Annotated in this window: 36 protein-coding genes; 1 reads left to right on the plus strand and 35 read right to left on the minus strand. The window is 39.5% G+C overall.

Annotation, left to right across the window (positions count from 1 at the left end; genetic code table 11):
* Window positions 1-92: 92 nt before the first annotated feature.
* The 35 genes from MR054_RS00605 to rpsL all read right to left on the minus strand — a co-directional run bounded on the left by MR054_RS00605 (window position 93) and on the right by rpsL (window position 21,723).
* The gene (locus MR054_RS00605) at window positions 93-1,379 is read right to left on the minus strand and encodes a citrate synthase (RefSeq protein ID WP_242085929.1); all 1,287 of its coding nucleotides are present in this window, start codon (window positions 1,377-1,379) and stop codon (window positions 93-95) included.
* Between the two features lie 172 nt (window positions 1,380-1,551).
* Entirely contained in the window at window positions 1,552-2,841 is a 1,290-nt protein-coding gene (gene eno / locus MR054_RS00610) for a phosphopyruvate hydratase (protein ID WP_242085919.1), read from the minus strand.
* A 133-nt stretch (window positions 2,842-2,974) separates the two neighbouring features.
* Window positions 2,975-4,099 (minus strand): glutamine-hydrolyzing carbamoyl-phosphate synthase small subunit, encoded by a 1,125-nt coding sequence (gene carA / locus MR054_RS00615; protein WP_242155229.1) that lies wholly within the window; start codon window positions 4,097-4,099, stop codon window positions 2,975-2,977.
* Window positions 4,100-4,216: 117 nt separating this feature from the next.
* Window positions 4,217-4,693, minus strand: coding sequence for a 50S ribosomal protein L17 (rplQ, locus tag MR054_RS00620; protein ID WP_242085915.1), 477 nt, complete (start codon window positions 4,691-4,693; stop codon window positions 4,217-4,219).
* A 76-nt stretch (window positions 4,694-4,769) separates the two neighbouring features.
* Window positions 4,770-5,762: a DNA-directed RNA polymerase subunit alpha gene (locus tag MR054_RS00625; RefSeq protein ID WP_242085913.1), complete on the minus strand. Its 993-nt coding sequence runs from the start codon at window positions 5,760-5,762 to the stop codon at window positions 4,770-4,772.
* Window positions 5,763-5,783: 21 nt separating this feature from the next.
* Window positions 5,784-6,389 carry a 30S ribosomal protein S4 gene (gene rpsD / locus MR054_RS00630; protein ID WP_242085912.1) on the minus strand — a complete coding sequence of 202 codons (606 nt, stop codon included), beginning with the start codon at window positions 6,387-6,389 and terminating at the stop codon, window positions 5,784-5,786.
* A 129-nt stretch (window positions 6,390-6,518) separates the two neighbouring features.
* Window positions 6,519-6,902, minus strand: a complete 384-nt coding sequence (gene rpsK / locus MR054_RS00635; RefSeq protein ID WP_242085909.1) for a 30S ribosomal protein S11 — start codon at window positions 6,900-6,902, stop codon at window positions 6,519-6,521.
* Window positions 6,903-7,016: 114 nt separating this feature from the next.
* Complete coding sequence (rpsM, locus tag MR054_RS00640) at window positions 7,017-7,391, minus strand: 30S ribosomal protein S13 (protein ID WP_242155231.1); 375 nt, start codon at window positions 7,389-7,391, stop codon at window positions 7,017-7,019.
* 2 nt (window positions 7,392-7,393) lie between these two features.
* A complete protein-coding gene (gene ykgO / locus MR054_RS00645) occupies window positions 7,394-7,510 on the minus strand; it encodes a type B 50S ribosomal protein L36 (protein WP_013305171.1) in 117 nt (38 codons plus the stop codon).
* Window positions 7,511-7,586: 76 nt separating this feature from the next.
* On the minus strand, window positions 7,587-7,802 hold the full coding sequence (gene infA, locus MR054_RS00650; protein WP_007094967.1) for a translation initiation factor IF-1: 216 nt from the start codon (window positions 7,800-7,802) through the stop codon (window positions 7,587-7,589).
* Between the two features lie 12 nt (window positions 7,803-7,814).
* Window positions 7,815-9,161, minus strand: coding sequence for a preprotein translocase subunit SecY (gene secY / locus MR054_RS00655; protein WP_242085897.1), 1,347 nt, complete (start codon window positions 9,159-9,161; stop codon window positions 7,815-7,817).
* 13 nt (window positions 9,162-9,174) lie between these two features.
* Window positions 9,175-9,627, minus strand: a complete 453-nt coding sequence (gene rplO, locus MR054_RS00660; protein ID WP_242155233.1) for a 50S ribosomal protein L15 — start codon at window positions 9,625-9,627, stop codon at window positions 9,175-9,177.
* 17 nt (window positions 9,628-9,644) lie between these two features.
* Entirely contained in the window at window positions 9,645-9,824 is a 180-nt protein-coding gene (rpmD, locus tag MR054_RS00665; protein WP_223549370.1) for a 50S ribosomal protein L30, read from the minus strand.
* Between the two features lie 12 nt (window positions 9,825-9,836).
* Complete coding sequence (gene rpsE, locus MR054_RS00670; RefSeq protein ID WP_242085893.1) at window positions 9,837-10,361, minus strand: 30S ribosomal protein S5; 525 nt, start codon at window positions 10,359-10,361, stop codon at window positions 9,837-9,839.
* A 7-nt stretch (window positions 10,362-10,368) separates the two neighbouring features.
* Window positions 10,369-10,725 carry a 50S ribosomal protein L18 gene (gene rplR / locus MR054_RS00675; RefSeq protein ID WP_242085882.1) on the minus strand — a complete coding sequence of 119 codons (357 nt, stop codon included), beginning with the start codon at window positions 10,723-10,725 and terminating at the stop codon, window positions 10,369-10,371.
* Window positions 10,726-10,735: 10 nt separating this feature from the next.
* Window positions 10,736-11,278, minus strand: a complete 543-nt coding sequence (rplF, locus tag MR054_RS00680; RefSeq protein ID WP_242085873.1) for a 50S ribosomal protein L6 — start codon at window positions 11,276-11,278, stop codon at window positions 10,736-10,738.
* A gap of 17 nt (window positions 11,279-11,295) precedes the next feature.
* Window positions 11,296-11,694, minus strand: a complete 399-nt coding sequence (gene rpsH / locus MR054_RS00685) for a 30S ribosomal protein S8 (RefSeq protein ID WP_242086030.1) — start codon at window positions 11,692-11,694, stop codon at window positions 11,296-11,298.
* 76 nt (window positions 11,695-11,770) lie between these two features.
* On the minus strand, window positions 11,771-12,040 hold the full coding sequence (gene rpsN, locus MR054_RS00690; RefSeq protein WP_242085871.1) for a 30S ribosomal protein S14: 270 nt from the start codon (window positions 12,038-12,040) through the stop codon (window positions 11,771-11,773).
* Between the two features lie 3 nt (window positions 12,041-12,043).
* Window positions 12,044-12,595 carry a 50S ribosomal protein L5 gene (gene rplE / locus MR054_RS00695; protein ID WP_242085851.1) on the minus strand — a complete coding sequence of 184 codons (552 nt, stop codon included), beginning with the start codon at window positions 12,593-12,595 and terminating at the stop codon, window positions 12,044-12,046.
* A 2-nt stretch (window positions 12,596-12,597) separates the two neighbouring features.
* Window positions 12,598-12,909 carry a 50S ribosomal protein L24 gene (gene rplX / locus MR054_RS00700; protein ID WP_242085841.1) on the minus strand — a complete coding sequence of 104 codons (312 nt, stop codon included), beginning with the start codon at window positions 12,907-12,909 and terminating at the stop codon, window positions 12,598-12,600.
* Window positions 12,910-12,922: 13 nt separating this feature from the next.
* Window positions 12,923-13,291, minus strand: a complete 369-nt coding sequence (gene rplN / locus MR054_RS00705; protein ID WP_242085836.1) for a 50S ribosomal protein L14 — start codon at window positions 13,289-13,291, stop codon at window positions 12,923-12,925.
* 2 nt (window positions 13,292-13,293) lie between these two features.
* The gene (gene rpsQ, locus MR054_RS00710; protein WP_242085828.1) at window positions 13,294-13,551 is read right to left on the minus strand and encodes a 30S ribosomal protein S17; all 258 of its coding nucleotides are present in this window, start codon (window positions 13,549-13,551) and stop codon (window positions 13,294-13,296) included.
* A 12-nt stretch (window positions 13,552-13,563) separates the two neighbouring features.
* On the minus strand, window positions 13,564-13,755 hold the full coding sequence (gene rpmC, locus MR054_RS00715) for a 50S ribosomal protein L29 (protein WP_242085826.1): 192 nt from the start codon (window positions 13,753-13,755) through the stop codon (window positions 13,564-13,566).
* A gap of 94 nt (window positions 13,756-13,849) precedes the next feature.
* A complete protein-coding gene (gene rplP, locus MR054_RS00720) occupies window positions 13,850-14,269 on the minus strand; it encodes a 50S ribosomal protein L16 (RefSeq protein ID WP_242085820.1) in 420 nt (139 codons plus the stop codon).
* 19 nt (window positions 14,270-14,288) lie between these two features.
* The gene (gene rpsC / locus MR054_RS00725) at window positions 14,289-15,002 is read right to left on the minus strand and encodes a 30S ribosomal protein S3 (RefSeq protein WP_242085818.1); all 714 of its coding nucleotides are present in this window, start codon (window positions 15,000-15,002) and stop codon (window positions 14,289-14,291) included.
* Window positions 15,003-15,014: 12 nt separating this feature from the next.
* Entirely contained in the window at window positions 15,015-15,422 is a 408-nt protein-coding gene (gene rplV / locus MR054_RS00730) for a 50S ribosomal protein L22 (RefSeq protein ID WP_242085815.1), read from the minus strand.
* A gap of 6 nt (window positions 15,423-15,428) precedes the next feature.
* Complete coding sequence (rpsS, locus tag MR054_RS00735; protein ID WP_242085813.1) at window positions 15,429-15,707, minus strand: 30S ribosomal protein S19; 279 nt, start codon at window positions 15,705-15,707, stop codon at window positions 15,429-15,431.
* A 5-nt stretch (window positions 15,708-15,712) separates the two neighbouring features.
* A complete protein-coding gene (gene rplB, locus MR054_RS00740) occupies window positions 15,713-16,540 on the minus strand; it encodes a 50S ribosomal protein L2 (protein ID WP_242085811.1) in 828 nt (275 codons plus the stop codon).
* A gap of 10 nt (window positions 16,541-16,550) precedes the next feature.
* The gene (gene rplW / locus MR054_RS00745) at window positions 16,551-16,841 is read right to left on the minus strand and encodes a 50S ribosomal protein L23 (RefSeq protein ID WP_242085808.1); all 291 of its coding nucleotides are present in this window, start codon (window positions 16,839-16,841) and stop codon (window positions 16,551-16,553) included.
* 5 nt (window positions 16,842-16,846) lie between these two features.
* Window positions 16,847-17,476 (minus strand): 50S ribosomal protein L4, encoded by a 630-nt coding sequence (rplD, locus tag MR054_RS00750; protein WP_242085806.1) that lies wholly within the window; start codon window positions 17,474-17,476, stop codon window positions 16,847-16,849.
* Window positions 17,476-18,093: a 50S ribosomal protein L3 gene (gene rplC / locus MR054_RS00755; RefSeq protein ID WP_242085805.1), complete on the minus strand. Its 618-nt coding sequence runs from the start codon at window positions 18,091-18,093 to the stop codon at window positions 17,476-17,478. Before rplC ends, rplD begins: the two co-directional genes overlap by 1 nt.
* A 306-nt stretch (window positions 18,094-18,399) precedes the next feature.
* Entirely contained in the window at window positions 18,400-18,705 is a 306-nt protein-coding gene (gene rpsJ / locus MR054_RS00760; protein WP_223549398.1) for a 30S ribosomal protein S10, read from the minus strand.
* A gap of 12 nt (window positions 18,706-18,717) precedes the next feature.
* Window positions 18,718-20,844, minus strand: coding sequence for an elongation factor G (gene fusA, locus MR054_RS00765; protein WP_242085803.1), 2,127 nt, complete (start codon window positions 20,842-20,844; stop codon window positions 18,718-18,720).
* A gap of 7 nt (window positions 20,845-20,851) precedes the next feature.
* Window positions 20,852-21,328, minus strand: coding sequence for a 30S ribosomal protein S7 (rpsG, locus tag MR054_RS00770; protein WP_242085801.1), 477 nt, complete (start codon window positions 21,326-21,328; stop codon window positions 20,852-20,854).
* A gap of 20 nt (window positions 21,329-21,348) precedes the next feature.
* Window positions 21,349-21,723 carry a 30S ribosomal protein S12 gene (gene rpsL / locus MR054_RS00775; protein WP_223549403.1) on the minus strand — a complete coding sequence of 125 codons (375 nt, stop codon included), beginning with the start codon at window positions 21,721-21,723 and terminating at the stop codon, window positions 21,349-21,351.
* Window positions 21,724-21,969: 246 nt separating this feature from the next.
* On the opposite strand from rpsL, the gene MR054_RS00780 reads away from it, so the two are divergent.
* Window positions 21,970-23,595, plus strand: a complete 1,626-nt coding sequence (locus MR054_RS00780; protein WP_242155236.1) for a BamA/TamA family outer membrane protein — start codon at window positions 21,970-21,972, stop codon at window positions 23,593-23,595.
* Window positions 23,596-23,662: the final 67 nt, after the last annotated feature.

Below are 23,662 nucleotides of genomic sequence, written 5' to 3' on the forward strand. Positions count from 1 at the left end.
GCTTTTAGAAATAAATTTACGAATAATGACCAAAAAAAGGAAAAGCTTCATGACATTAACATGAAGCTTTATGATGGTATAAATTCAAGGTCTTATCGTTTATCTATTGGAACAAATGAGCGTGCTGTTTTTCCTACATACAGTTGTCTCGGCCTACCGATAGGTTCCTTATTTAATCGCATTTCAAACCATTGGGCAATCCATCCCGGTAAGCGTCCCAGTGCGAACATGACGGTAAACATATCTGTGGGAATCCCTAAAGCACGATAAATAATACCGGAGTAAAAATCGACATTGGGGTATAGTTTTCGATCCACAAAGTACTGATCTTCCAGGGCTTCCTTTTCGAGCCCTTTGGCGATATCTAAAATGGGATCATCAATACCTAAGTCATCCAGAACGTCATCGGCTGCTTTTTTAATGATACGTGCTCTGGGGTCGAAGTTCTTATAAACACGGTGTCCGAAGCCCATTAATCGGAAGGGATCATCTTTATCCTTGGCCTTGGCCATATATTTTTTGGTATCTCCTCCATCTTCCTTAATGGCTTCCAGCATTTCCAGTACAGCCTGATTAGCCCCGCCGTGAAGTGGACCCCACAAGGCGGAAATTCCGGCAGAAAGGGAAACAAACAATCCGGCATGCGATGAACCGGTAATTCTGACCGTTGATGTCGAACAGTTTTGCTCATGATCGGCATGCAGAATTAAAAGTTTGTTCAGAGCCTCTACAATAACCTTATTCTGAACATATTCTTCATTGGGCTGCTTAAACATCATTTTAAGAACATTCTCCACGTAGTCCAGATTCTTGTCCCCATAATCCAAGGGTAGTCCGTGTTTTTTTCTAAACGTCCACGCAACAAGTACAGGAAATTTTCCTATGATTCTTACAATGGCCTTATACGCCTCTTGCTCGGAATTGACATTGACAGAGGAGGGATTAAACGCTGTCAAGGCACTGGTTAAGGAGGATACAATTCCCATTGGATGCGCCGATTTTGGAAAGGCATCTACAATTTTCCTAACGTCGTCATCTACAACCGAGTACGATTTAATGTCGTTATAGAACTTCTCATATTGCTCCTGAGTGGGAAGTTCACCAAAAATAAGCAAATAAGCCACTTCAAGGAAACTGGCTTTTTCTGCTAATTCTTCAATAGAATACCCCCTGTATCTCAGTATTCCATTCTCACCGTCAAGAAAGGTGATTTTACTTTTACAGGATCCGGTGTTTTTATAACCCGCATCTAACGTAATGATACCCTTTGTTGCACTTCTCAATGATGAAATATCTATTGCAACTTCATTTTCTGTTCCAGTAATTAGTGGGAATTCGTAGTTTTGACCATCTATCGCAATGGTAGCTGTTTTTGCCATAAGTTTAAGTAAATTTATGTTATTACGCAGAACGCTAAGTTACGAAATATCTCCCTATTTTTAAAGCCGGTTCGCCGGATTTAGACCTTTTTGAATATTATTTAAATTGAGTTAAAATAAAATAGCGATTGCTCAAAAAAACAACCGCTATCAAAAATTCAAAAATGTGTTTTTATTTTACTTTAAAGGCTTTTTCTTGTGGAAAATAGGCCACATCATCAAGTTCTTCTTCAATACGAAGCAATTGGTTGTATTTCGCCATTCGATCACTACGTGACGCAGAACCGGTCTTGATCTGACCACAGTTTAAGGCTACTGCCAAATCGGCGATAGTATTATCTTCCGTTTCTCCTGAACGATGGGACATCACTGAGGTATAGCCTGCATTTTTAGCCATATTCACGGCTGCAATAGTTTCGGTTAAGGACCCTATTTGGTTTACCTTAATTAATATGGAATTGGCTATGCCGTTTTCGATCCCTCGAGAAAGGCGTTCTACGTTGGTAACAAATAAATCATCACCCACTAATTGCACTTTATCCCCAACCAATTCGGTAAGGTATTTCCAACCCTCCCAGTCATTTTCGTCCATACCATCTTCAATGGAAATAATGGGATACTTTGCTACCAACTCCGACAAATAATCCGCCTGCTCCTTACTGGTTCTTACCTTTCCTGTGTCGCCTTCAAACTTGGTGTAATCATATTTACCGTCCACATAAAACTCTGCCGAAGCACAATCCAATGCAATTTTTACCTCATCTCCAAAGGCATAGCCTGCATTTTGAACCGCTTTTGCTATGGTTTCGATCGCATCTTCCGTACCATCCAAAGTCGGTGCAAATCCCCCCTCATCACCTACGGCCGTACTTAAGCCGCGATCATGCAATACTTTTTTCAAATGATGGAATATTTCGGTTCCCATTTGCATGGCATGCGTAAAGTTTTTTGCTTTAACGGGCATGATCATAAACTCCTGAAACGCAATTGGCGCGTCACTATGCGATCCTCCATTGATGATATTCATCATGGGAACCGGTAAAGTATTTGCGGACACCCCTCCAACATATCTGTATAACGGCAATCCCAACTCCCCAGCTGCTGCTTTGGCCACAGCCAAAGAAACACCCAGAATGGCATTGGCTCCTAATTTTGATTTATTTGGAGTTCCATCCAAATCGATCATGATCTGATCGATGAGGTTTTGCTCAAAAACCGAAATACCCAGTAAGGCATCGGCTATGGTGGTATTTACATTTTCCACTGCTTTTAACACGCCTTTACCCATGTAGGCAGGTCCTCCATCTCTAAGTTCAACCGCTTCGTGTTCTCCTGTAGACGCTCCCGAGGGTACCGCAGCCCTACCCAAAACATTGTTTTCGGTAATGACATCGACCTCCACGGTGGGGTTCCCTCTTGAATCTAATATTTGTCTTGCATGAATATTTAATATAGCACTCATAATTGGTTTGATTATAAACTGTTAACAGCTCAAATTTACGACTTAATCTTAGCATTATAGTCCTAATTTTGGACAAATACCTAAAAAAAGCATCTATAACGTTTTAGTGAAATCTGAGGATAATTTTATGGATTTATTCTACTAATGACAGTTTACTTTTTTTGATATTTTCAATAAACTGATCAAACAGGTACGACGAATCATGTGGCCCCGGACTGGCTTCGGGGTGGTATTGTACCGAAAAACAATTTTTATGTTTCATGGCCAATCCTGCTATGGTATCATCGTTAAGATGAACATGCGTTATTTGGAGTTCGTCATGCTTTTCGGCTTCTTCTCTATTCACGGCAAAACCATGGTTTTGTGAAGTGATCTCTCCTTTTCCCGTAATCAAGTTTTTAACGGGATGGTTGATTCCCCTGTGCCCATGATGCATCTTATAGGTAGACACCCCATTGGCAAGGGCAATGATCTGATGCCCGAGGCAAATCCCAAATAAAGGCAAATCCCGTTTGATTATTTCCCTGGCCAGGGCTTGTGCCTCCTTTAAGGGTTCCGGGTCGCCGGGACCATTGGACAAGAAATACCCGTCCGGCTGAAAGGCCTCCAGGTCTTCAAACCTGGCATTATAAGGAAACACCTTAATATAGACATCCCGGCTTGCAATACAGCGCAGGATATTCTTTTTTATTCCTATATCCAAAGCGGCAACCCTGTAGGTGGCTCTTTCATCTCCAAAATAATACGGTGCCTTGGTAGACACTTTTGAAGCCAACTCCAAACCTTCCATATTGGGCACCTCTGCCAATTCTTTTTTCAGCCGTTCAATTTGATCCACTTCGGTGGATATAACGGCGTTCATAGCCCCATTATCCCGAATGTAACTCACCAAGGCTCTTGTATCGACATCTGAAATGGCCAATAGGTTATTTTTGTCCAGGAAGGCTTCCAGGGAATCATCGGCACTGACCCTTGAATACTCATAACTGAAATTTTTCACAATGAGTCCGGCAATTTTAATGGAATCGGACTCCACTTCATCCACATGGGTGCCATAGTTGCCAATATGTGCATTGGTGGTTACCATTAATTGCCCATAATACGACGGGTCTGTAAAGATTTCCTGATAACCGGTCATACCCGTATTAAAACAAACCTCACCGAATGAAGTGCCTTGTTTATTACCTACTGCTTTACCGTGAAAAATAGTGCCATCTGCAAGGAGAATGATGGCTTTTTGTCTTTTTTGATATTTCATATGTTTATTTAAATTCAAAAAGTTCCTGCCGGGCAGGAATGAAGTTTTACAAAATTGCATAAAAAAAAGGATAAACTAAAATAGTTTATCCTTTATATGTTAAACGTTTATCAACATTTACTCTTCTTCCTCATTTGAAGATGTCGTCTCTACCGGAGCAGCGGCAGCAGGCTTGGAGCCTCCTCTTCGACTTCTTCTGGTGGTTTTCTTTTTAGGTTTATCGGCATTGTAAATGTCGTTGTAATCTACAAGCTCGATCATGGCCATATCGGCATTATCTCCCAAACGATTTCCAAGCTTTATGATTCGCGTGTACCCTCCTGGTCGATCCCCAATTTTAGCGGCAACATCCCTGAACAATTCGGTTACCGCCTCTTTTTGTCTTAACCTGCTAAAAACGATCCGTCTGTTATGGGTGGTATCTTCTTTGGATTTCGTTAAGATGGGCTCTACGAATTGTTTTAAGGCTTTGGCTTTAGCCACCGTTGTATTAATTCTTTTATGTTCAATTAATGAACAGGCCATATTCGCCAACATAGACTTTCTATGCGGGGCCTTTCTTCCCAGGTGGTTGAATTTTTTTCCGTGTCTCATGACATTTGTGTTAAACCTTTATCTTGCTACAATCCCTTTTTCCGGGGAGAGCAAACTATAAAGGAGTTAGAATTAATTAATCTTTATCTAATTTATATTTGCTTAAATCCATACCGAAGTTCAAACCTTTAACACTGACTAGTTCCTCTAGCTCCGTCAAAGATTTTTTACCGAAATTACGGAATTTCATTAAGTCGTTTTTGTTAAAGGACACCAGGTCCCCTAAGGTATCCACTTCAGCAGCTTTTAAACAGTTCAGTGCTCTTACGGAAAGATCCATATCGATCAACTTCGTTTTAAGCAACTGCCTCATGTGAAGTGATTCTTCGTCATAGGTTTCCGTTTGTGCGATTTCATCGGCTTCCAGAGTAATACGCTCATCAGAGAATAACATGAAGTGATGAATTAAGGTTTTAGCGGCCTCGGTTAACGCATCCTGAGGAGTAATAGAACCATCGGTGATGATTTCAAAAACCAATTTTTCGTAATCTGTTTTTTGCTCAACACGATAGTTTTCTATACTGTACTTAACATTTTTTATCGGGGTATAGATGGAATCCGTAAAAATAGTTCCAATGGGCGCCGACGCTTTCTTGTTTTCTTCGGCAGGCACATATCCTCTACCCTTTTCGATGGTGATCTCGATGTTGAAATTCACCTTGGGATCCAAATTACAAATAACCTGTTCTGTATTGAGTACCTGGAATCCCGAAATAAACTTTTGAAAATCACCAGCTAATATCTGTTCCTGACCAGAAATTGATATGGACACCGATTCGTTATCGATATCGTCAATTTGTCTTTTAAAACGAATTTGCTTTAAATTTAGGATTATTTCAGTAACATCTTCCACCACTCCGGCAATTGTAGAAAATTCATGATCTACGCCTTCAATTCTAACCGATGTTATTGCAAAACCTTCCAGGGAAGACAATAAAACTCGTCTTAATGCATTTCCTACTGTTAATCCATACCCAGGTTCTAAAGGACGAAATTCAAATTTCCCTTCAAAATCTGTTGAATTAATCATGATTACTTTGTCCGGCTTTTGAAAATTAAATACTGCCATATTTGAGATTTGTATCTGTTATTATTTAGAATATAATTCGACTATAAATTGTTCATTTATGTTTTCCGGAATTTGGATTCTAGCCGGAACTGAAACGTATGTTCCTTGCTTGGTTTCATTATTCCAGGTAATCCATTCATAAATGTGATTTGAATTGGAAAGAGAATTATCAATAGATTCAAGTGATTTAGATTTTTCTCTAACAGCCACCACATCTCCGGCTTTCAATTGGTAAGAAGGAATGTTAACCAAATTACCGTTTACCGTTATGTGTCTGTGAGAAACCAATTGTCTTGCTGCACTTCTGGAAGGTGCAATACCCATTCTGTATACCACATTATCCAATCTGGACTCACAAAGTTGTAACAATACTTCACCTGTAATGCCCTGAGCACTTCTCGCCTTTTTAAATAAATTTCTAAATTGGCGCTCTAAAATACCGTAAGTATATTTCGCTTTTTGTTTTTCCTGCAACTGGATTGCATATTCGGATCTCTTACCACGTCTTCTGTTGTTTCCGTGTTGACCCGGAGGGTAATTTCTTTTTTCAAAAGACTTATCGTCTCCAAAAATAGCTTCGCCAAACTTACGCGCTATTTTAGTTTTAGGACCAGTATATCTTGCCATTTTTAAATTGAGTTTTAAGAGCGATTATGAATTAAGGTCTTAATCTTATCCTTCGATAACCGTTAATCTCTTGTTGATACTTGTTATTAACTATTTTCTATTATTAAAATAAACTGAAAGGTGTTCAGCTTAAACTCTTCTGCGTTTTGGAGGTCTGCACCCGTTGTGCGGAAGTGGCGTAACATCGATGATTTCTGTTACTTCTATTCCCGCATTATGAATAGACCGAATAGCAGATTCTCTACCATTACCGGGGCCTTTCACATAAACCTTTACCTTTTTCAATCCGGCTTCCAATGCTACGGAAGCAGCATCTTCAGCAGCCAACTGAGCGGCATAGGGGGTGTTTTTCTTGGAACCTCTAAATCCCATTTTACCGGCAGACGACCATGAAACCACATCGCCTTTTTTATTGGTAAGGGAGATAATAATGTTGTTAAATGAAGCTGCTATATGGGCTTCGCCCATTGCGTCTACAATAACTTTACGTTTTTTTGTACTTGTTTTTGCCATGTTCTTTTAGTTTCTAGTTGTTAGTTTTTAGTTATTGGAATCCTAAACTTTTACATTTCGGGCAGATTCTTCTAACGTCCAAATACTAATGACTAATGACTATTGTTTTAATGATTATTTAGTTGCTTTCTTTTTGTTAGCAACTGTTTTTCTTCTACCTTTTCGTGTTCTGGAATTATTTTTGGTACGCTGACCTCGTAAAGGAAGTCCAGATCTATGACGAATACCTCTGTAACATCCAATATCCATTAAACGCTTAATGCTCAATTGGGTTTCAGACCGTAATTCACCTTCAATGGTATAAGACCCTACAGCTTCACGGATTGCACCAATCTCGTCGTCTGTCCAATCTTGTACCTTAGTGTTTTCGTCTACTTTAGCGGTCGCTAAAATCTCTTTTGCTCTACTTTTACCAATACCATAGATATAGGTTAAGGAGATAGCACCTCTTTTGTTTTTTGGTATGTCTACACCTGCAATTCTTGCCATAATTACCCTTGTCTTTGTTTAAATCTAGGATTCTTTTTGTTTATTACGTAAAGTCTGCCTTTTCTACGCACAATTTTACAATCTGCGCTTCTTTTCTTTACTGATGCTCTTACTTTCATAATGCTTTGATTTATGATGCACGATTTACGATTGAGAAAACCTTATTTCTAAAACCGTAGGCCGTATTTCTAAAATTTAATATCTATACGTTATACGAGCCTTTGTTAAATCGTAAGGACTCATTTCTAATTTTACTTTATCTCCCGGTAACAACTTGATGTAATGCATCCGCATTTTACCGGAAATATGCGCCGTCACAATATGACCATTTTCCAGTTCAACGCGAAACATAGCATTGGATAATGCTTCGATAATTGTTCCATCTTGTTCGATTGCTGCTTGTTTTGCCATAGTTTATCTATATTAAGCTACTGCTTTTCTATTTTTACCAGTTTTCATCAAGCCGTCATAATGTCTGTTCAACAGATACGCATTGATCTGTTGCATCGTGTCAATTGCAACTCCAACCATAATTAAAAGTGACGTTCCCCCAAAAAACAAGGACCATCCTTGCTGCACGTTCATTAACTTAACAATAAATGCAGGGAATACCGCAATTAATGCTAAGAATATAGAACCCGGCAGGGTAATCTGGGACATTATTTTATCCAAATATTCAGAGGTTTCCGATCCAGGTCGAATGCCGGGAATAAACCCACCACTTCGCTTTAAATCATCGGCCATTTTATTGGTAGGAACGGTAATTGCCGTATAAAAGTAGGTAAATACAATAATTAAAAGTGCAAATACCAGATTATACCAAAATCCGAAAATATCCGAAAATTGTGTTTGCATCCATGTCCCCACAGTGGTTTCTTTTAAAAATGACGATCCCCCTATTAAACCGGGCACAAACATGATGGCTTGCGCAAATATAATGGGCATAACACCGGAAGCATTTAACTTTAAAGGAATATACTGTCTGGATCCGGCCATAACGTTTCGTTCATAACCCCCGGATGCCGTTCTTCTGGCATATTGTACGGTCACTTTTCTAACGGCCATCACCAATAATATGGATAATAAAATAATGACAAACCAAATGACCAGTTCAAAAAGAATAAGCATCACATTATTCCCGTCCAGTCGTGTTGCCGCGTTTTGAATAAACGCTTGAGGCATTCTTGCTATGATTCCCACCATGATTAACAGGGAAATACCATTACCAATACCTTTATCTGTAATTTTCTCTCCTAACCACATGGCGAAAATACATCCTGTAACCAGGATGATCACCGACGAAAAATAGAATAATCCACCGGTACCCAGTAAGAATGCGGATTGGGGAATACCCAATGCGGGTAAACTCGCCAAATAACCAGGGGCTTGCAATAAACAAATGGCAATGGTTAACCATCGCGTAATTTGTGTGATTTTCTTTTGGCCACTGGCACCCTCTTTCTGCAGCTTTTGCAAATACGGAATCGCTATTCCCATTAACTGAACCACAATGGAGGCAGAAATGTAAGGCATGATACCCAGGGCAAACACTGATGCATTTGCAAAAGCTCCACCCGTAAACGCATTAAGTAACCCTAATATACCGCTTTCTGTACTATCTGCTAAACCACTTAACTGTTCGGCATCAATACCGGGTAGTACCACCTGTGCACCAAATCGGTAAACTAACAACAGACTCAACGTCACGATGATTCTGTTTCTCAGTTCTTCGATTTTCCAAACATTCTTTATAGATTCTATAAACTTCATGTAATGTAAAGTCTTATAATGTTATTGCTTCTCCTCCTGCAGCTTCTATAGCAGCTTTTGCCGAAGCAGAAAATTTATGGGCTGATACTTTTAATTTGGCCTTCAATTCACCGCGTCCCAATATTTTAACAAGATCATTTTTCCCGGCCAAACGATTGGTAAACAATGTTTCAAAATCTACGGTGTCCTTCACTTTTTTATCATCGACCAATTGTTGTAAGGTGTCTAAATTAACTCCTTGATATGCCACACGGTTAATATTAGTGAACCCAAATTTAGGCACACGTCTTTGCAGTGGCATTTGGCCTCCTTCAAAACCTATTTTCTTGGAATATCCGGAACGTGACTTAGCCCCTTTGTGCCCACGCGTTGCCGTACCGCCTTTACCAGAACCCTGGCCTCTGCCTATTCGTTTGCCTTGATGTTTTACTGAACCTTCTGCAGGTTTTAAATTACTTAAATCCATTTTTTCAGTCTATATTTTTAAGCTTCTTCAACAGAAACTAAATGTGAAACTTTCGCAATCATACCCAAAATGTTTGGCGTTGCTTCGTGTTCTTTAACCTGACCTATCTTTTTAAGACCCAGAGCTTCTAAAGTTCTTTTCTGTCTTAATGTGCGATTGATAGCGCTCTTAACTTTTGTTACTTTAATCTTTCCCATTTCTGATGTTTTTTACGCATTAAAAACCTTTTCAAGTGAAATACCCCTGTCCCGAGCTATGATATGCGCATCTCTTAACTGCAATAAGGCATCAAAAGTGGCTTTAACCACGTTGTGTGGATTGGAAGAACCCTGAGATTTTGACAATACGTCATGAACTCCCACTGCTTCCAATACGGTTCGTACAGCACCACCGGCAATCACTCCGGTACCGGGAGCCGCAGGAATGATATTTACCCTTGCTCCACCATATTTACCTTTTTGCTCGTGTGGTACAGTTCCTTTTCGAATAGGTATTCTCACTAAGTTTTTCTTAGCATCCTCTACAGCCTTGGCAATGGCACTGGCCACATCCTTAGACTTCCCTAAACCCTGGCCCACAACACCGGCTTCATCTCCAACAACAACAATAGCTGAAAAGCCGAATGCTCTACCACCTTTGGTTACTTTTGTAACTCTTTGTACACCAACTAAACGATCTTTTAGATCTAATCCACCTGGTTTTACTAATTCTGCACTTTTATATTTCTGAAACATATTTTCTTTAGAATTTAAGTCCTGCTTCTCTAGCTCCGTCGGCTAACGATTTAACTCTACCATGATATAAATAGCCTCCTCTATCAAAAGCAATGGCATCTACACCCGCTTTTAACGCTTTTTCAGCCACGGCTTTACCCACAAGGGCTGCAACTTCAGATTTGGTTGCTTTAGCAGTATCTATATCCTTATCTCTGGAAGATGCTGCAGCAATGGTTTTCCCATTTACATCATCAACGATTTGAGCATAAATTTCTTTATTACTTCTGTAAACAGATAATCGCGGTCTTGTCTCGGTACCGGAAACAACCTTTCTAATTCTGTTTTTTATTCTTATTCTTCTTTCGTACTTTGTCAATGCCATAACGTAATTATTAAGCTGATTTACCTGCTTTTCTTCTTATTTCTTCACCAACAAACTTGATTCCTTTTCCTTTGTAAGGTTCAGGTTTTCTAAAACTGCGGATCTTGGCGGCAACCTGACCGACAAGTTGTTTATCGTGAGACGTTAATTTCACAACAGGATTCTTTCCTTTTTCTGAAACGGTCTCAATCTTTACTTCCGGAGCAATGTCTATTAATATGTTGTGCGAAAACCCTAAGGCCAAATCTAATTTTTGTCCCTGGTTGCTGGCTCTATAACCAACACCAACCAACTCTAACTGCTTGGTCCATCCTTTGGTTACGCCCACGATCATATTGTTTATTAAGGCTCTATATAAACCATGCTTCGCCTTTTGGTCTTTGGTTTCCGAAGCACGTGCAACTAACACGTTACCATCTTCAACTTTTATCGCAACAGAATCGTAAGGTTGTGTTAATTCGCCTAATTTTCCTTTTACAGTAATAACGTTATTGCTGACGTCTACTGTTACACCTTCTGGAATGGCTACTGGATTATTTCCTATTCTTGACATTTCTTTACGGTTTTATATTAGTAAACGTAGCACAAAACTTCACCACCTACATTTTCTCTTTTGGCTTGTTTACCAGTCATCACTCCATGAGAGGTCGACACGATGGCAACACCAAGACCGTTAAGAATTCTAGGCAATTCATTAGCACCGGCATACTTTCGTAAACCTGGTTTACTAACCCTTTGAAGTTTCTTAATTACGGGTTCTTTTGTTTCCTTGTTGTACTTTAGCGCTATCTTAATAGAGCCTTGTACCGTTGAATCATCAAACTTATAACTTAAAATATATCCCTGATCGAATAATATTTTAGTTATGTCCTTTTTTAAATTAGATGCAGGGATTTCAACCACTCTGTGATTCGCACGCACTGCGTTTCTAATTCGAGTAAGATAATCCGAAATTGGATCTGTATACATATTTATTAATTTGCGGTTGTGGTTTTCAATACCGTCTCTCGGTCCCGAACCTTCAACCCGTTTATAATTCTTTTTTTTACCAGCTGGCTTTTTTAACACCCGGAATTAGACCCTGATTGGCCATTTCCCTGAACGTGACACGAGAAATTCCAAACACTCTCATGTATCCTTTAGGTCTTCCTGTTAACTTACATCTATTATGCTGACGTATTGGGGAAGCATTTTTAGGCAGCTTTTGTAAGGCATCATAATCGCCAGCTTCTTTCAAAGCTTTGCGTTTTGCCGCGTATTTAGCCACTATTTTTGCTCTTTTTACCTCACGGGCTTTCATTGATTCTTTAGCCATATCTTAATTTCTTTTAAAAGGTAACCCTAATTCCGTTAATAATGATTTTGCTTCTTTATCTGTTTCCGCAGATGTGACAAAAGTAATATCCATACCAGAAATTCGATTAACCTTATCGATATTAATTTCTGGAAAAATAATTTGTTCGGTAACGCCTAAATTGTAGTTACCACGACCATCAAATCCGGTTGCTTTTACCCCGTTAAAGTCTCTAACACGTGGTAAGGCAGAGGTAACCAATCGATCCAAAAACTCATACATTTTCTCTCCCCGTAAAGTTACTTTAGCCCCAATAGGCATCCCTTTACGCAATTTAAAAGATGCCACATCCTTTTTTGAAATGGTCTGTATAGCCTTTTGTCCGGATATGATGGTTAATTCTTCTACAGCGTAGTCAATTAACTTTTTATCTGCAACTGCAGCGCCAACGCCCTTAGATATCACTATCTTTTTAAGCTTAGGAACCTGCATCACATTTTTATATCCAAATTCATCTGTAAGAGCAGCAATTACCCTGCTTTTATACTCTTCCTTAAGTCTTGGTGAATATGCCATAACTATATTACTTCATTAGATTTTGTTGAAAACCTCACTTTCTTATCGCCTTCCATTCTGAATCCAACTCGGGTTGCCTCTCCTTTAGAGGTTAACAACGCTAAATTAGACACATGTATAGGCGCTTCTTTTTCAATAATACCACCTTGAGGATTCTGTGCGCTTGGTTTCGTGTGTTTCTTAACCATGTTCACTCCTTCCACGATGGCTTTGTGATCGTCTTTAAATACTTTTTGCACTTTACCTTCAGCACCTTTGTGGTCTCCGGCGATAACGCGCACGGTATCTCCTGTTTTTATTTTAAGTTTTCCCATCTTCATATTGGTCTTAGAGCACTTCCGGTGCCAATGATACAATTTTCATGAATTGTTTATCACGAAGTTCTCTTGCAACAGGTCCAAACACCCGGGTACCTCTCATTTCTCCTGTAGGATTTAAAAGGACACAGGCATTATCATCGAATCTGATGTAGGATCCGTCCGGACGCCTTACTTCTTTTACGGTACGTACTACAACTGCAGTAGAAACAGCACCTTTTTTTATGTTTCCATTGGGCGTTGCATCTTTTACGGAAACAACAATTTTATCGCCTACAGAGGCATATCTTCTTTTAGTACCACCCAGAACACGAATCGTTAAAACTTCTTTTGCTCCGGTGTTATCTGCTACCTTAAGTCTTGTTTCTTGCTGTACCATAATTACTTCGCTCTTTCAATTATTTCAACTAATCTCCAACACTTGGATTTACTCAAAGGTCTTGTTTCCATAATCTTTACAGTATCTCCAATATTGCAGTCATTTTTTTCGTCGTGCGCCACATACTTCTTTGTTTTTAACACGAACTTACCATACATAGGGTGCTTTACTTTTTTAACCTCAGAAACTACAATAGATTTCTGCATTTTGTTACTTGTAACAACGCCTATACGTTCTTTTCTTAAATTTCTTGTTTCCATCTTTCAGCAGAATTATTGTAATTCTCTTTTAGTTAATTCGGTTGCAATTCTTGCCACTGTTCGTCTTACCGTACGCAGTTGAATTGGATTTTCTAAAGGAGATATGGCATGAGCCAATTTCAGGTCTGCATAACTCTTTTTTGTCTCACCAAGTTTTTCCTGTAACTCAGCTGTTGATAATTCTTTAATTTCTGATTGTTTCATCTGTAATCTTAATGTTTTTGTTTTGGTCAGATGTCATTCGCAATTCTAATTTTTAATTACATTAGGAATTGCTCATTTCATAATATCAAATAAATTATGCTTCGTAATCTCTCGCAATTATAAACTTAGTTTTTACCGGTAGTTTCTGTGCTGCTAAACGCAAAGCTTCCTTTGCGGTATCCAAAGGCACACCACCGATTTCAAATAAAATACGTCCAGGTTTTACAACGGCTACCCAATACTCAACAGCACCTTTACCTTTACCCATACGTACCTCCAAAGGCTTTTTGGTTATGGGTTTATCCGGAAATATTTTAATCCATAACGACCCTTCCCTTTTCATATAACGTGTAGCTGCAATACGTGCTGCTTCTATCTGACGGGAAGTTATGAATGTTGAATCCAATGCTTTTATACCAAAGGTACCGTATGCCAGTTGATTCCCTCTTTGGGAAACCCCCTTCATGCGACCTTTTTGTTGCTTACGAAATTTTGTTCTTTTAGGCTGTAACATTTTCTTTTACTTTAAAAAATTACTTTCTACGACGCGGTGTTTTTCCACGTCCTCCTCCTCCTTTTCCTTGCTTCTTGGATAACCCAACAAGCGGAGAAAGTTCTCTTTTACCATACACTTCGCCTTTCATAATCCATACTTTAACACCTAACCGACCATAAGTGGTATGGGCTTCTACTAAAGCATAATCAATATCGGCTCTGAATGTTGACAATGGAATACGTCCTTCTTTATAGTGCTCACTACGTGCCATTTCAGCACCATTTAAACGACCACTAATTTGAATTTTGATTCCTTCAGCATTCATACGCATAGTAGCAGCAATCGCCATTTTTATGGCACGTCGGTATGAAATACGATTTTCAATTTGACGGGCAATACTTGATGCTACTAAAAAGGCATCGAGTTCAGGTCTTTTAATCTCAAAAATGTTAATCTGAACCTCTTTACCGGTAATTTTTTTAAGCTCTTCCTTTAACTTGTCTACCTCTTGACCGCCTTTACCGATAATGATACCTGGTCGGGCAGTAGTGATAGTAACGGTTACAAGTTTAAGGGTTCTTTCAATAATTACCCTACTCACACTAGCTTTGGCTAGACGTACGTGAACGTACTTTCTTATTTTATCGTCTTCGGCAAGCTTATCGCCATAATCGTTTCCTCCATACCAGTTGGATTCCCATCCTCTGATAATTCCTAAGCGATTTCCGATTGGATTTGTCTTTTGTCCCATACTTCTACTATCTTAGCTTTGTGTGTTATTGTTAGCACCAACCACCAATGTAACGTGATTGGAACGTTTTCTAATTCTGTGTGCACGACCTTGCGGTGCCGGACGTAATCGTTTTAACATCGATCCGCCATCCACTCTAATTTCTTTCACGAATAATTCAGCCGATTCTACATCCACATCTTCGTTTTTCGATTGCCAGTTGGCAATCGCAGAAAGTAATAGTTTTTCTAAACGACCTGATGCTTCCTTTTGGTTGAATTTTAAAATGTTGAGGGCCTTTTCCACGCGCTCACCTCTTACCAAATCGGCAACTAAACGCATTTTTCTTGGTGATGTAGGACAGTTATTAAGCTTCGCAAAAGCCACTTCCTTTTTTGCTTCCTTAATAGCGTCTGCCATTTGTTTTTTACGACTTCCCATAGCTTACTACCTTTTACCTTTATTTTTAGCACCTGCATGCCCACGGAATGAACGTGTTGGTGAAAATTCTCCTAATTTATGCCCTACCATGTTTTCGGTTATATACACCGGAACAAATTGACGGCCATTATGAACTGCTATGGTTTGCCCAACAAAATCCGGTGTAATCATACTTGCTCTTGACCAAGTTTTGATGACTGATTTTTTATTGGCTTCAACATTTGCAGCCACTTTTCTTTCTAATTTATAATGAACGTAAGGTCCTTTTTTTAATGATCTTGCCATGTGTCTTATTTCTTTCTACGTTCTACAATATATTTATTACTAGCTTTCGATCTGGAACGCGTTCTGTAGCCTTTGGCCGGTATCCCTTTTCTTGATCTTGGGTGACCTCCGGAGGCCCGTCCTTCACCACCACCCATCGGGTGATCAACCGGGTTCATTACCACCGGTCTGGTACGTGGTCTTCTGCCTAACCATCGTGTTCTACCCGCTTTACCGGACACCATCAATTGGTGGTCGGAATTGGAAACAACACCTATGGTTGCCATACAGGTTACCAGTATTAAACGGGTTTCACCGGATGGCAATTTAATCGTGGCGAACTTACCATCCCTTGCCATTAATTGAGCAAAGGCACCGGCACTACGCGCCATAACAGCACCCTGACCCGGACGTAACTCCACACAGGAGATTATGGTTCCTAAAGGAATTTGACTCAACGGCATGGCATTTCCAATTTCCGGAGCAACGCCTTCATTCCCGGATACCACATTTTGCCCTACCTGTAAACCATTTTGAGCTATAATGTATCTTTTCTCACCGTCCTGATAATTCAGTAAGGCGATAAAAGCCGTTCTATTTGGATCGTATTCTATGGATTTTACCTCGGCAGGTATTCCCGTTTTATTACGTTTAAAATCGATAATACGATACTTTCTCTTATGACCACCGCCTATGTAACGCATGGTCATTTTTCCTTGACTGTTTCTACCACCAGACCTTTTATTCGGAGCTAATAAACTTTTCTCCGGCTTATCAGTAGTAATGGCGTCAAATCCATTAACTACTCTAAAACGCTGCCCTGGTGTGATTGGTTTTAATTTTCTTACTGACATTGTTGTCTAATTACAGGTTACTGTATAAATCAATCATTTCACCTTCCGCCAGTTGTACAATCGCCTTTTTAACGGCGTTTGTTTTACCATGTTGCATCCCCGTTTTTGTATAACGGGTCTTTCTTTCTGGACGGACATTTATAGTACGAACTTTTTCAACAGAAACCCCATAAGCAGCTTCAACTGCTTTTTTAATTTCTATCTTGTTCGCCTTTGGATTCACCGAAAACCAATAGCAATTCTTTAACTCGCTATCTGCTGTCGCCTTTTCCGTGATTATAGGTTTAATTAAGATACTCATGGTCTCTATTTACTTAAATTTGATTCAATTCCTTCTATAGCACCTTCTAAAAGTACTAATTGACTTGCATTTAAAATTTTGTAAGTGCTTAATTCTGAGTTTGTTATAACTTCAGAGCCTTTCAAATTACGCGATGACAAATATACATTATTATTTGACCCGCCCAACACAAACAAAGATTTTTTGTTTTCCAGATCCAGAGCCTTTAAAACCGCAGTGAAGTTTTTGGTTTTTGGAGCTTCAAAGTTGAAGTCCTCCAAAACAACAATAGCCTTTTCACTTGCTTTGATACTTAAAGCCGATCGACGTGCTAAACGCTTCAGGTTTTTGTTAAGCTTGAAGCTATAGTTTCTTGGTCTCGGACCAAAAATACGTCCACCACCTTTAAATACACCTGACTTTATACTCCCTGCTCTGGCCGTACCTGTTCCTTTTTGCTTTTTAATCTTACGTGTACTTCCGGTAATCTCATTTCTTTCCTTAGATTTATGAGTCCCTTGTCTTTGGTTTGCCAGATATTGCTTAACATCCAAATACACGGCATGATTATTAGGCTCAATAGCAAACACTTCCTGAGAAAGCTCTGCTTTTCTACCGGTGTCTTTTCCGTTTATATCTAAAACTGCTACTTTCATTATTTTCTAATAATTACATAAGCGTTCTTATGACCAGGCACACAACCTTTAACTACAATCAAATTCTTTTCGGCCACTACTTTTAAAACTCTTAAATTTTGAACTTTCACTTTTACGCCTCCCATTCTTCCGGCCATTTTCATGCCTTTGAATACTCGTGAAGGATAAGATGCCGCACCAATAGAACCCGGTGCCCTTAAACGGTTATGCTGCCCGTGGGTTGACTGTCCAACACCACCAAAACCATGGCGTTTAACCACCCCTTGAAAGCCTTTACCTTTCGATGTTCCTGCAATATCAACAAATTCACCTTCGTTGAAATGTGCTACGGTGATCGCGTCACCTAATTTGTACTCCTCATCAAAACCTTTAAATTCCACGACTTTGCGTTTTACAGAAGTACCCGCTTTTTTAGCATGACCTAAATCTGCTTTTGTAGCGCTTTTTTCTGTCGCGTCATCGAAACCAAGCTGCACAGCCTCATAGCCGTCAACTTCTTTGGTTCTGACTTGGGTAACGATACATGGTCCAGCTTCAATGACCGTACAAGGAATGTTTTTCCCGTTCTCATCGAAGATGCTGGTCATACCGATTTTTTTTCCAATTAACCCAGACATACTGATTTTTGATTTACGATTGTTGACCCTTTCGTTTTACTCAGGGCAGGTGTTCGATGTTTTTCTTATTCTAAATCGAAACCTTCAATCTTGTTAATACTTACTTTACTATTTAAAAAAACCTCAGGGACAAATACGTTTCGTCCCTGAAATGTATTTTTCCGTTTTTCCCGCGACCGCATCGGTGGGACATTTTATCCCCGCAAAAGCGGAGATCTCATAGAACTTTTCACCAAAATTTACACTTCGACTACGCTCAGTGTTTGTTCGGCTAAGACTTTCATGAAAAAGAAAGTCAAGTCCTCACTAAACTTTTATTTCAACTTCAACCCCACTAGGTAATTCCAGTTTCATCAAGGCATCAATGGTTTTTGATGATGACGAATAAATATCCAATAAGCGCTTAAAGGAGCTTAATTGAAATTGTTCTCTAGATTTCTTGTTGACGTGTGGTGAACGCAAAACAGTAAAAATTTTCTTGTGTGTTGGTAACGGAATTGGACCTGTTACCACAGCACCTGTACTTTTAACTGTTTTTACAATCTTATCGGCAGACTTGTCTACCAAATTGTGATCGTATGATTTTAATTTTATTCTGATTTTCTGACTCATGTTCTTAAATTATTAAGCTTCAACGCCTTTAGCTGCTTTAATGACTTCTTCAGATATATTTGAAGGTGTTTCGGCATAGTGTGAAAATTCCATTGTTGACGTTGCACGCCCAGATGACAATGTACGTAATGCGGTTACATAACCGAACATTTCAGACAATGGCACATCTGCCTTTACAACTTTAGCTCCCGCTCTGTCGCTCATATTATTGACTTGACCGCGACGACGGTTAAGGTCCCCTACAATATCACCCATATTTTCTTCAGGCGTAATCACCTCAAGTTTCATGATAGGTTCCATGATAACCGCTTTTGCAGATTTTGCTGCAGCTTTAAATCCAATTTTAGCGGCCAGTTCAAAAGACAGCTGATCGGAATCCACATCGTGATAGGATCCATCGGTAAGCGTCACCTTCATGGCATCGACTTCATATCCTGCCAATGGTCCATTGACCATAGCCATTCTAAATCCTTTTTCCACAGAAGGAATAAATTCCTTGGGTATGTTACCCCCCTTAATTTCGGAAACGAAATCAAGACCTTGCTTCCCTTCTTCGGCGGGTTCCAGCGTAAAGACAATATCTGCGAATTTACCACGTCCACCCGATTGTTTTTTGTAAACTTCTCTGTGATCCGCACGTTGGGTAATGGCTTCTTTGTACTCCACCTGAGGCTGACCCTGGTTGACTTCAACCTTGAACTCACGTCTCAATCGATCTACAATAATATCTAAGTGAAGCTCACCCATTCCTGAAATAATGGTCTGACCTGAAGCTTCATCGGTTCTAACGGTAAAGGTAGGATCCTCTTCAGCTAATTTAGAAAGGGCCATCCCTAATTTATCCACATCGGCCTTGGTTTTAGGCTCCACGGCAATACCAATTACGGGATCCGGGAAATCCATGGATTCCAATACTATAGGATGCTTTTCATCAGACATGGTATCTCCTGTCTTAATGTCCTTGAATCCTACTGCAGCTCCGATATCCCCGGCTTCAATAAAGTCGATGGCATTTTGTTTGTTGGAGTGCATTTGGTAAATGCGTGAAATACGCTCTTTCTTACCTGAACGGTTATTCAAGATGTAAGATCCTGCATCCAAACGCCCTGAATAGGCACGGAAGAAGGCTAAACGACCCACAAAAGGATCTGTAGCAATCTTAAAGGCTAAAGCAGAAAAAGGTTCTTTAGCATCCGGCTTACGAGATATGGGTTCTCCGGAATCCGGATCTGTTCCCATAATATTATCCCTGTCTAAAGGAGAGGGTAAGTAACGGCATACCGCATCCAATAAGAATTGAACACCTTTGTTTTTAAATGAAGATCCACAAATCATAGGAATGATGGCCATATCCATAACAGCAGCTCTTAGTGCAGCATGCACTTCTTCTTCTGTAATGGAATCTTCATCCTCCATAAATTTTTCTAAAAGATTTTCATCATAAGTAGCCACTTCTTCTATTAACAGTGCACGATACTTATGGGCTTCTTCTTTTAATTCCTCCGGTATATCGACAACATCAAACGTCGCCCCCTGTGTTTCATCATGCCATATTATGGCCCGGTTTTTTACCAGGTCTACAATCCCTTTAAAGTCCACCTCATCCCCGATGTTCAATACAATGGGAACGGCGTTAGACTTCAGCATATCTTTTACCTGTTGACAAACGGCCATGAAGTTAGCTCCCTGACGGTCCATTTTATTTACAAAACCAATACGCGGTACCTTGTAGTTATCGGCTAACCTCCAGTTGGTTTCAGACTGGGGTTCCACACCATCAACGGCGCTGAACAAAAAGACCAATCCATCCAACACACGTAACGAACGATTTACCTCAACCGTAAAGTCCACGTGACCCGGAGTGTCTATAATATTGAAATGATATCCTTTTGTATCCGGCGTTGGCTGACCGTTTTCCAAAGGGAAATTCCAGGTACATGTTGTTGCTGCCGAAGTTATGGTAATCCCTCTTTCCTGCTCTTGCTCCATCCAGTCCATGGTCGCTGCGCCATCATGAACTTCTCCTATTTTGTGAGATACCCCTGTATAATACAGGATACGTTCTGTAGTTGTTGTTTTACCTGCATCAATATGCGCAGCAATACCTATATTTCTTGTATATTTTAAATCTCTTGCCATGTCCTAATTAAAATCTAAAGTGAGAGAATGCTTTATTTGCTTCTGCCATTTTATGAGTATCCACTCGTTTCTTAACTGCTGCACCCTCTTCTTTGGCAGCTGCTAAAATTTCGGCGGCCAATCTTTGAGACATTGATTTTTCATTACGCTTGCGCGAATAACTAATCAACCATTTCATGGCAGTGGAAACCTTGCGATCAGGACGGATTTGCATTGGAATTTGGAAGGTTGCTCCCCCAACGCGACGGCTTCGTACCTCTACGTGGGGCATCACATTTGATAAGGCGTCTTTCCAAATTTCTAAAGCCGACTTTTCTTCATCAGTTTTTTTAGCATCTACAATATCGATGGCATCATAGAATACTTTAAAGGCTACAGACTTTTTACCATCCCACATCATGTTGTTCACGAAACGTGTCACCAACTGATCATTAAACCTGGGATCCGGTAAAAGTGGTCTTTTTTTAGCTTGTCTTTTTCTCATGTCTTCTTCTTAAAGTTTAATTACTTTTTAGGGCGTTTAGCACCGTACTTAGATCTACGTTGCGTTCTACCTTGCACACCAGCTGTATCCAAAGCACCACGCACAATATGATATCTAACTCCCGGTAAGTCTTTTACCCTTCCACCTCTAACCAATACTATCGAGTGCTCTTGTAAATTATGTCCTTCTCCGGGGATGTATGCGTTCACCTCATTACCATTGGTCAACCTTACCCTTGCTACTTTACGCATAGCCGAGTTGGGTTTCTTAGGTGTTGTCGTGTAAACACGAGTACATACGCCACGTCTTTGAGGACAGGAATTCAAAGCAGCCGATTTACTCTTCTTGGTTATTTTGGCTCTTCCTGTTCTTACTAATTGTGAAATTGTTGGCATAAATTATTATATAAATTTAAAAATCCTCTTATTAGAGGGCTGCAAAGGTAGAAATTAAAATGAATTATTCAAACCCTAAATCATTAATTTTTAAGCGAATCCAAAAATTACTTCAGACCCTATATTATAAGTCTCTATTTTCCGTTAGATTTACATGAAAATTCAGTTTTAATTAACGTGCAAATCAACGGTTTCTTTCTCCTTATAATCACTGTCCTTTTTTCGACAGGACTGGCCTCACAAAATTTGAAGCTAACCATTACCGGAAAAAATAAAGAAGAAACGACGCTCATAGAGACTTTGGGTTACCAGAAGAAGCACCTGGATTATCAATCCATTCTCAGCGAGATGGACTCGGTTCAACATACCCTGTACAAATTGGGCTATATTGAAAATAAATTGGAGTCCCTGGTAAAGGGCAGTGATTCGACCTTTACTTCCAAAATGCATTTAAAACGAAAATTCGACACCATATATATATATACGGACTTCATTAAAACGTTAAGGGATCCCATTTTGATGGAGGCCATATCGCCTTATGTTGAAGACCGGGTTTTAAGATTACCTCTAAAGGATGTCGAAAATACCTTATCGGTCATAAACTCCAGGATCGCTAAAAACGGCTTTCCGTTTACAGCACTAAAACTATCGGATATTGAGGTGGACCATAATACGCTAAGGGCTGAACTCATTATTGATCTCCGCGATAAAAAACGAACGATCAATGCCATTATCATTAAGGATTATGAAAAATTCCCAAAGTCCTACCTCAAGTACTATTTAAAGCTCAGGCCCAACCAGACCTTTGATTTGGCCTCCATTAAAAGCAAAACCGAAAGGCTGGACAATTTAAAATTTGCCAATCAGATAAAACCGCCTGAAGTTTTATTCTCCAATGACTCCACACAGGTTTATTTGTACATCACTAAGGTTAAAAGCAACAATTTTGAAGGCTTTTTGGGTTTCGGGACCAATGAAGATACCGGGAACATCGAATTTGACGGTTACCTTAATTTAAATCTTACCAACAATTTAAATTATGGAGAAACCTTCAGGTTATTGTACAAAAGCGATGAAAATGACCAAAAAACCTTTAATGCACAAGTATCCATGCCCTATATATTTAAAACTGCTGCCGGTTTAGATATGCAATTACATATTTTTAAACGGGATTCCTCCTTTACCAATGCCAACCAATCCTTCAGACTGCATTATCAAATAAATCCCAAAAACAAAATTTATACGGGTTTTAATTCCACAACATCGAACAATCTCTTGACCACCACCACATCCTCCATTACGGATCTTGACGCCAACTATTTTTCCCTGGCCTACGAATACCTTAACCTTCACCTGCAGGATGTGTTATTCCCCGTGCATACGATGCTTTATATGGAATCCAATTTCGGAAAACGAAAAACATCGGATATATCAGAAAATCAATCTAAATTCTTAATAGATGCATTCAGGATCTTTAGCCTCAATGACAGAAATAGTTTATTTTTTCGCATCAATGGGGCAACTGTGACTTCAGAACATTACTTTGAAAATGAACTACTCCGATTTGGCGGCATAACCTCGATTCGGGGATTTGAAGAAAATAGTTTGTACGCCAACTTTTTTGGATTGTTGAATACGGAGTACCGGTTCCGGTTAAGTCAGGGCATCTATGTCCATTCTATAATAGATGCTGCCTATTTTGAAAATGACATTACCCGTACCAAAGAAAAACTTTTTGGCTTTGGGTTTGGCTTTGGACTGTTCACAAAATCGGGGGTGTTCAAGTTCATTTATGCCAATGGAAAGGCTGAAAACCAAAACTTTAAACTTTCAAACTCAAAAGTCCATTTAAGCTTAACAACCGCATTCTGATTTGGACTTTCTTGGCAAAACTTAATTTTATTTGAAGAATTCAAAAAATTTTAACCTAAAATTATTG

The sequence above is a fragment of the Aestuariivivens sediminis genome, from assembly GCF_022662105.1.
Taxonomy (GTDB): Bacteria; Bacteroidota; Bacteroidia; order Flavobacteriales; family Flavobacteriaceae; genus Aestuariivivens; species Aestuariivivens sediminis.

Bases quoted from the DNA above. Each gene is read 5' to 3' on its own strand.
- rpsQ (WP_242085828.1), bottom strand. From the start codon at position 13,551: ATGGAAACAAGAAATTTAAGAAAAGAACGTATAGGCGTTGTTACAAGT.
- carA (WP_242155229.1), bottom strand. From the start codon at position 4,099: ATGAAATATCAAAAAAGACAAAAAGCCATCATTCTCCTTGCAGATGGC.
- infA (WP_007094967.1), bottom strand. From the start codon at position 7,802: ATGGCAAAACAAGCAGCAATCGAACAAGATGGAACAATTATCGAAGCA.
- rpsE (WP_242085893.1), bottom strand. From the start codon at position 10,361: ATGTTTCAGAAATATAAAAGTGCAGAATTAGTAAAACCAGGTGGATTA.
- eno (WP_242085919.1), bottom strand. From the start codon at position 2,841: ATGAGTGCTATATTAAATATTCATGCAAGACAAATATTAGATTCAAGA.
- rplV (WP_242085815.1), bottom strand. From the start codon at position 15,422: ATGGGAAGTCGTAAAAAACAAATGGCAGACGCTATTAAGGAAGCAAAA.
- rplR (WP_242085882.1), bottom strand. From the start codon at position 10,725: ATGGCATTGACAAAGTACGAAAGAAGAATAAGAATAAAAAACAGAATT.
- rplQ (WP_242085915.1), bottom strand. From the start codon at position 4,693: ATGAGACACGGAAAAAAATTCAACCACCTGGGAAGAAAGGCCCCGCAT.
- rplC (WP_242085805.1), bottom strand. From the start codon at position 18,093: ATGTCTGGGTTAATTGGAAAAAAAATCGGTATGACCAGCATCTTCGAT.
- secY (WP_242085897.1), bottom strand. From the start codon at position 9,161: ATGAAGTTTATAGAATCTATAAAGAATGTTTGGAAAATCGAAGAACTG.
- rpsS (WP_242085813.1), bottom strand. From the start codon at position 15,707: ATGGCAAGATCATTAAAAAAAGGACCTTACGTTCATTATAAATTAGAA.
- rpsM (WP_242155231.1), bottom strand. From the start codon at position 7,391: ATGGCAAGAATTGCAGGTGTAGACATACCAAAAAACAAAAGAGGTGCT.
- rpsD (WP_242085912.1), bottom strand. From the start codon at position 6,389: ATGGCAAGATATACTGGTCCTAAAACTAAAATAGCGCGTAAGTTTGGC.
- rpsG (WP_242085801.1), bottom strand. From the start codon at position 21,328: ATGAGAAAAAGACAAGCTAAAAAAAGACCACTTTTACCGGATCCCAGG.
- MR054_RS00605 (WP_242085929.1), bottom strand. From the start codon at position 1,379: ATGGCAAAAACAGCTACCATTGCGATAGATGGTCAAAACTACGAATTC.
- rplD (WP_242085806.1), bottom strand. From the start codon at position 17,476: ATGAAAGTAGCAGTTTTAGATATAAACGGAAAAGACACCGGTAGAAAA.
- fusA (WP_242085803.1), bottom strand. From the start codon at position 20,844: ATGGCAAGAGATTTAAAATATACAAGAAATATAGGTATTGCTGCGCAT.
- rplP (WP_242085820.1), bottom strand. From the start codon at position 14,269: ATGTTACAGCCTAAAAGAACAAAATTTCGTAAGCAACAAAAAGGTCGC.
- rpsN (WP_242085871.1), bottom strand. From the start codon at position 12,040: ATGGCTAAAGAATCAATGAAAGCCCGTGAGGTAAAAAGAGCAAAAATA.
- rpsH (WP_242086030.1), bottom strand. From the start codon at position 11,694: ATGTATACAGATCCAATTTCGGATTATCTTACTCGAATTAGAAACGCA.
- rplF (WP_242085873.1), bottom strand. From the start codon at position 11,278: ATGTCAAGAATAGGAAATAATCCAGTAGCCATTCCAGAAGGTGTAACA.
- rplB (WP_242085811.1), bottom strand. From the start codon at position 16,540: ATGTCAGTAAGAAAATTAAAACCAATCACACCAGGGCAGCGTTTTAGA.
- rplN (WP_242085836.1), bottom strand. From the start codon at position 13,291: ATGGTACAGCAAGAAACAAGACTTAAGGTAGCAGATAACACCGGAGCA.
- rpsJ (WP_223549398.1), bottom strand. From the start codon at position 18,705: ATGAGTCAGAAAATCAGAATAAAATTAAAATCATACGATCACAATTTG.
- MR054_RS00625 (WP_242085913.1), bottom strand. From the start codon at position 5,762: ATGGCAGTATTTAATTTTCAAAAGCCGGACAAAGTAATCATGATTAAT.
- rplX (WP_242085841.1), bottom strand. From the start codon at position 12,909: ATGGGAAAACTTAAAATAAAAACAGGAGATACCGTGCGCGTTATCGCC.
- rplE (WP_242085851.1), bottom strand. From the start codon at position 12,595: ATGGCATATTCACCAAGACTTAAGGAAGAGTATAAAAGCAGGGTAATT.
- rpsC (WP_242085818.1), bottom strand. From the start codon at position 15,002: ATGGGACAAAAGACAAATCCAATCGGAAATCGCTTAGGAATTATCAGA.
- rpsL (WP_223549403.1), bottom strand. From the start codon at position 21,723: ATGCCAACAATTTCACAATTAGTAAGAACAGGAAGAGCCAAAATAACC.
- rplO (WP_242155233.1), bottom strand. From the start codon at position 9,627: ATGGATTTAAGTAATTTAAAACCTGCAGAAGGTTCAGTAAAACATCAA.
- rpsK (WP_242085909.1), bottom strand. From the start codon at position 6,902: ATGGCAAAAACAAGTACAAAAAAACGTAAAGTTATTGTAGACGCAATG.
- ykgO (WP_013305171.1), bottom strand. From the start codon at position 7,510: ATGAAAGTAAGAGCATCAGTAAAGAAAAGAAGCGCAGATTGTAAAATT.
- rpmD (WP_223549370.1), bottom strand. From the start codon at position 9,824: ATGGGAAAGATTAAAGTAACAAAAGTTAAGAGCGCTATCAATCGCACA.
- rplW (WP_242085808.1), bottom strand. From the start codon at position 16,841: ATGAGTATCTTAATTAAACCTATAATCACGGAAAAGGCGACAGCAGAT.
- rpmC (WP_242085826.1), bottom strand. From the start codon at position 13,755: ATGAAACAATCAGAAATTAAAGAATTATCAACAGCTGAGTTACAGGAA.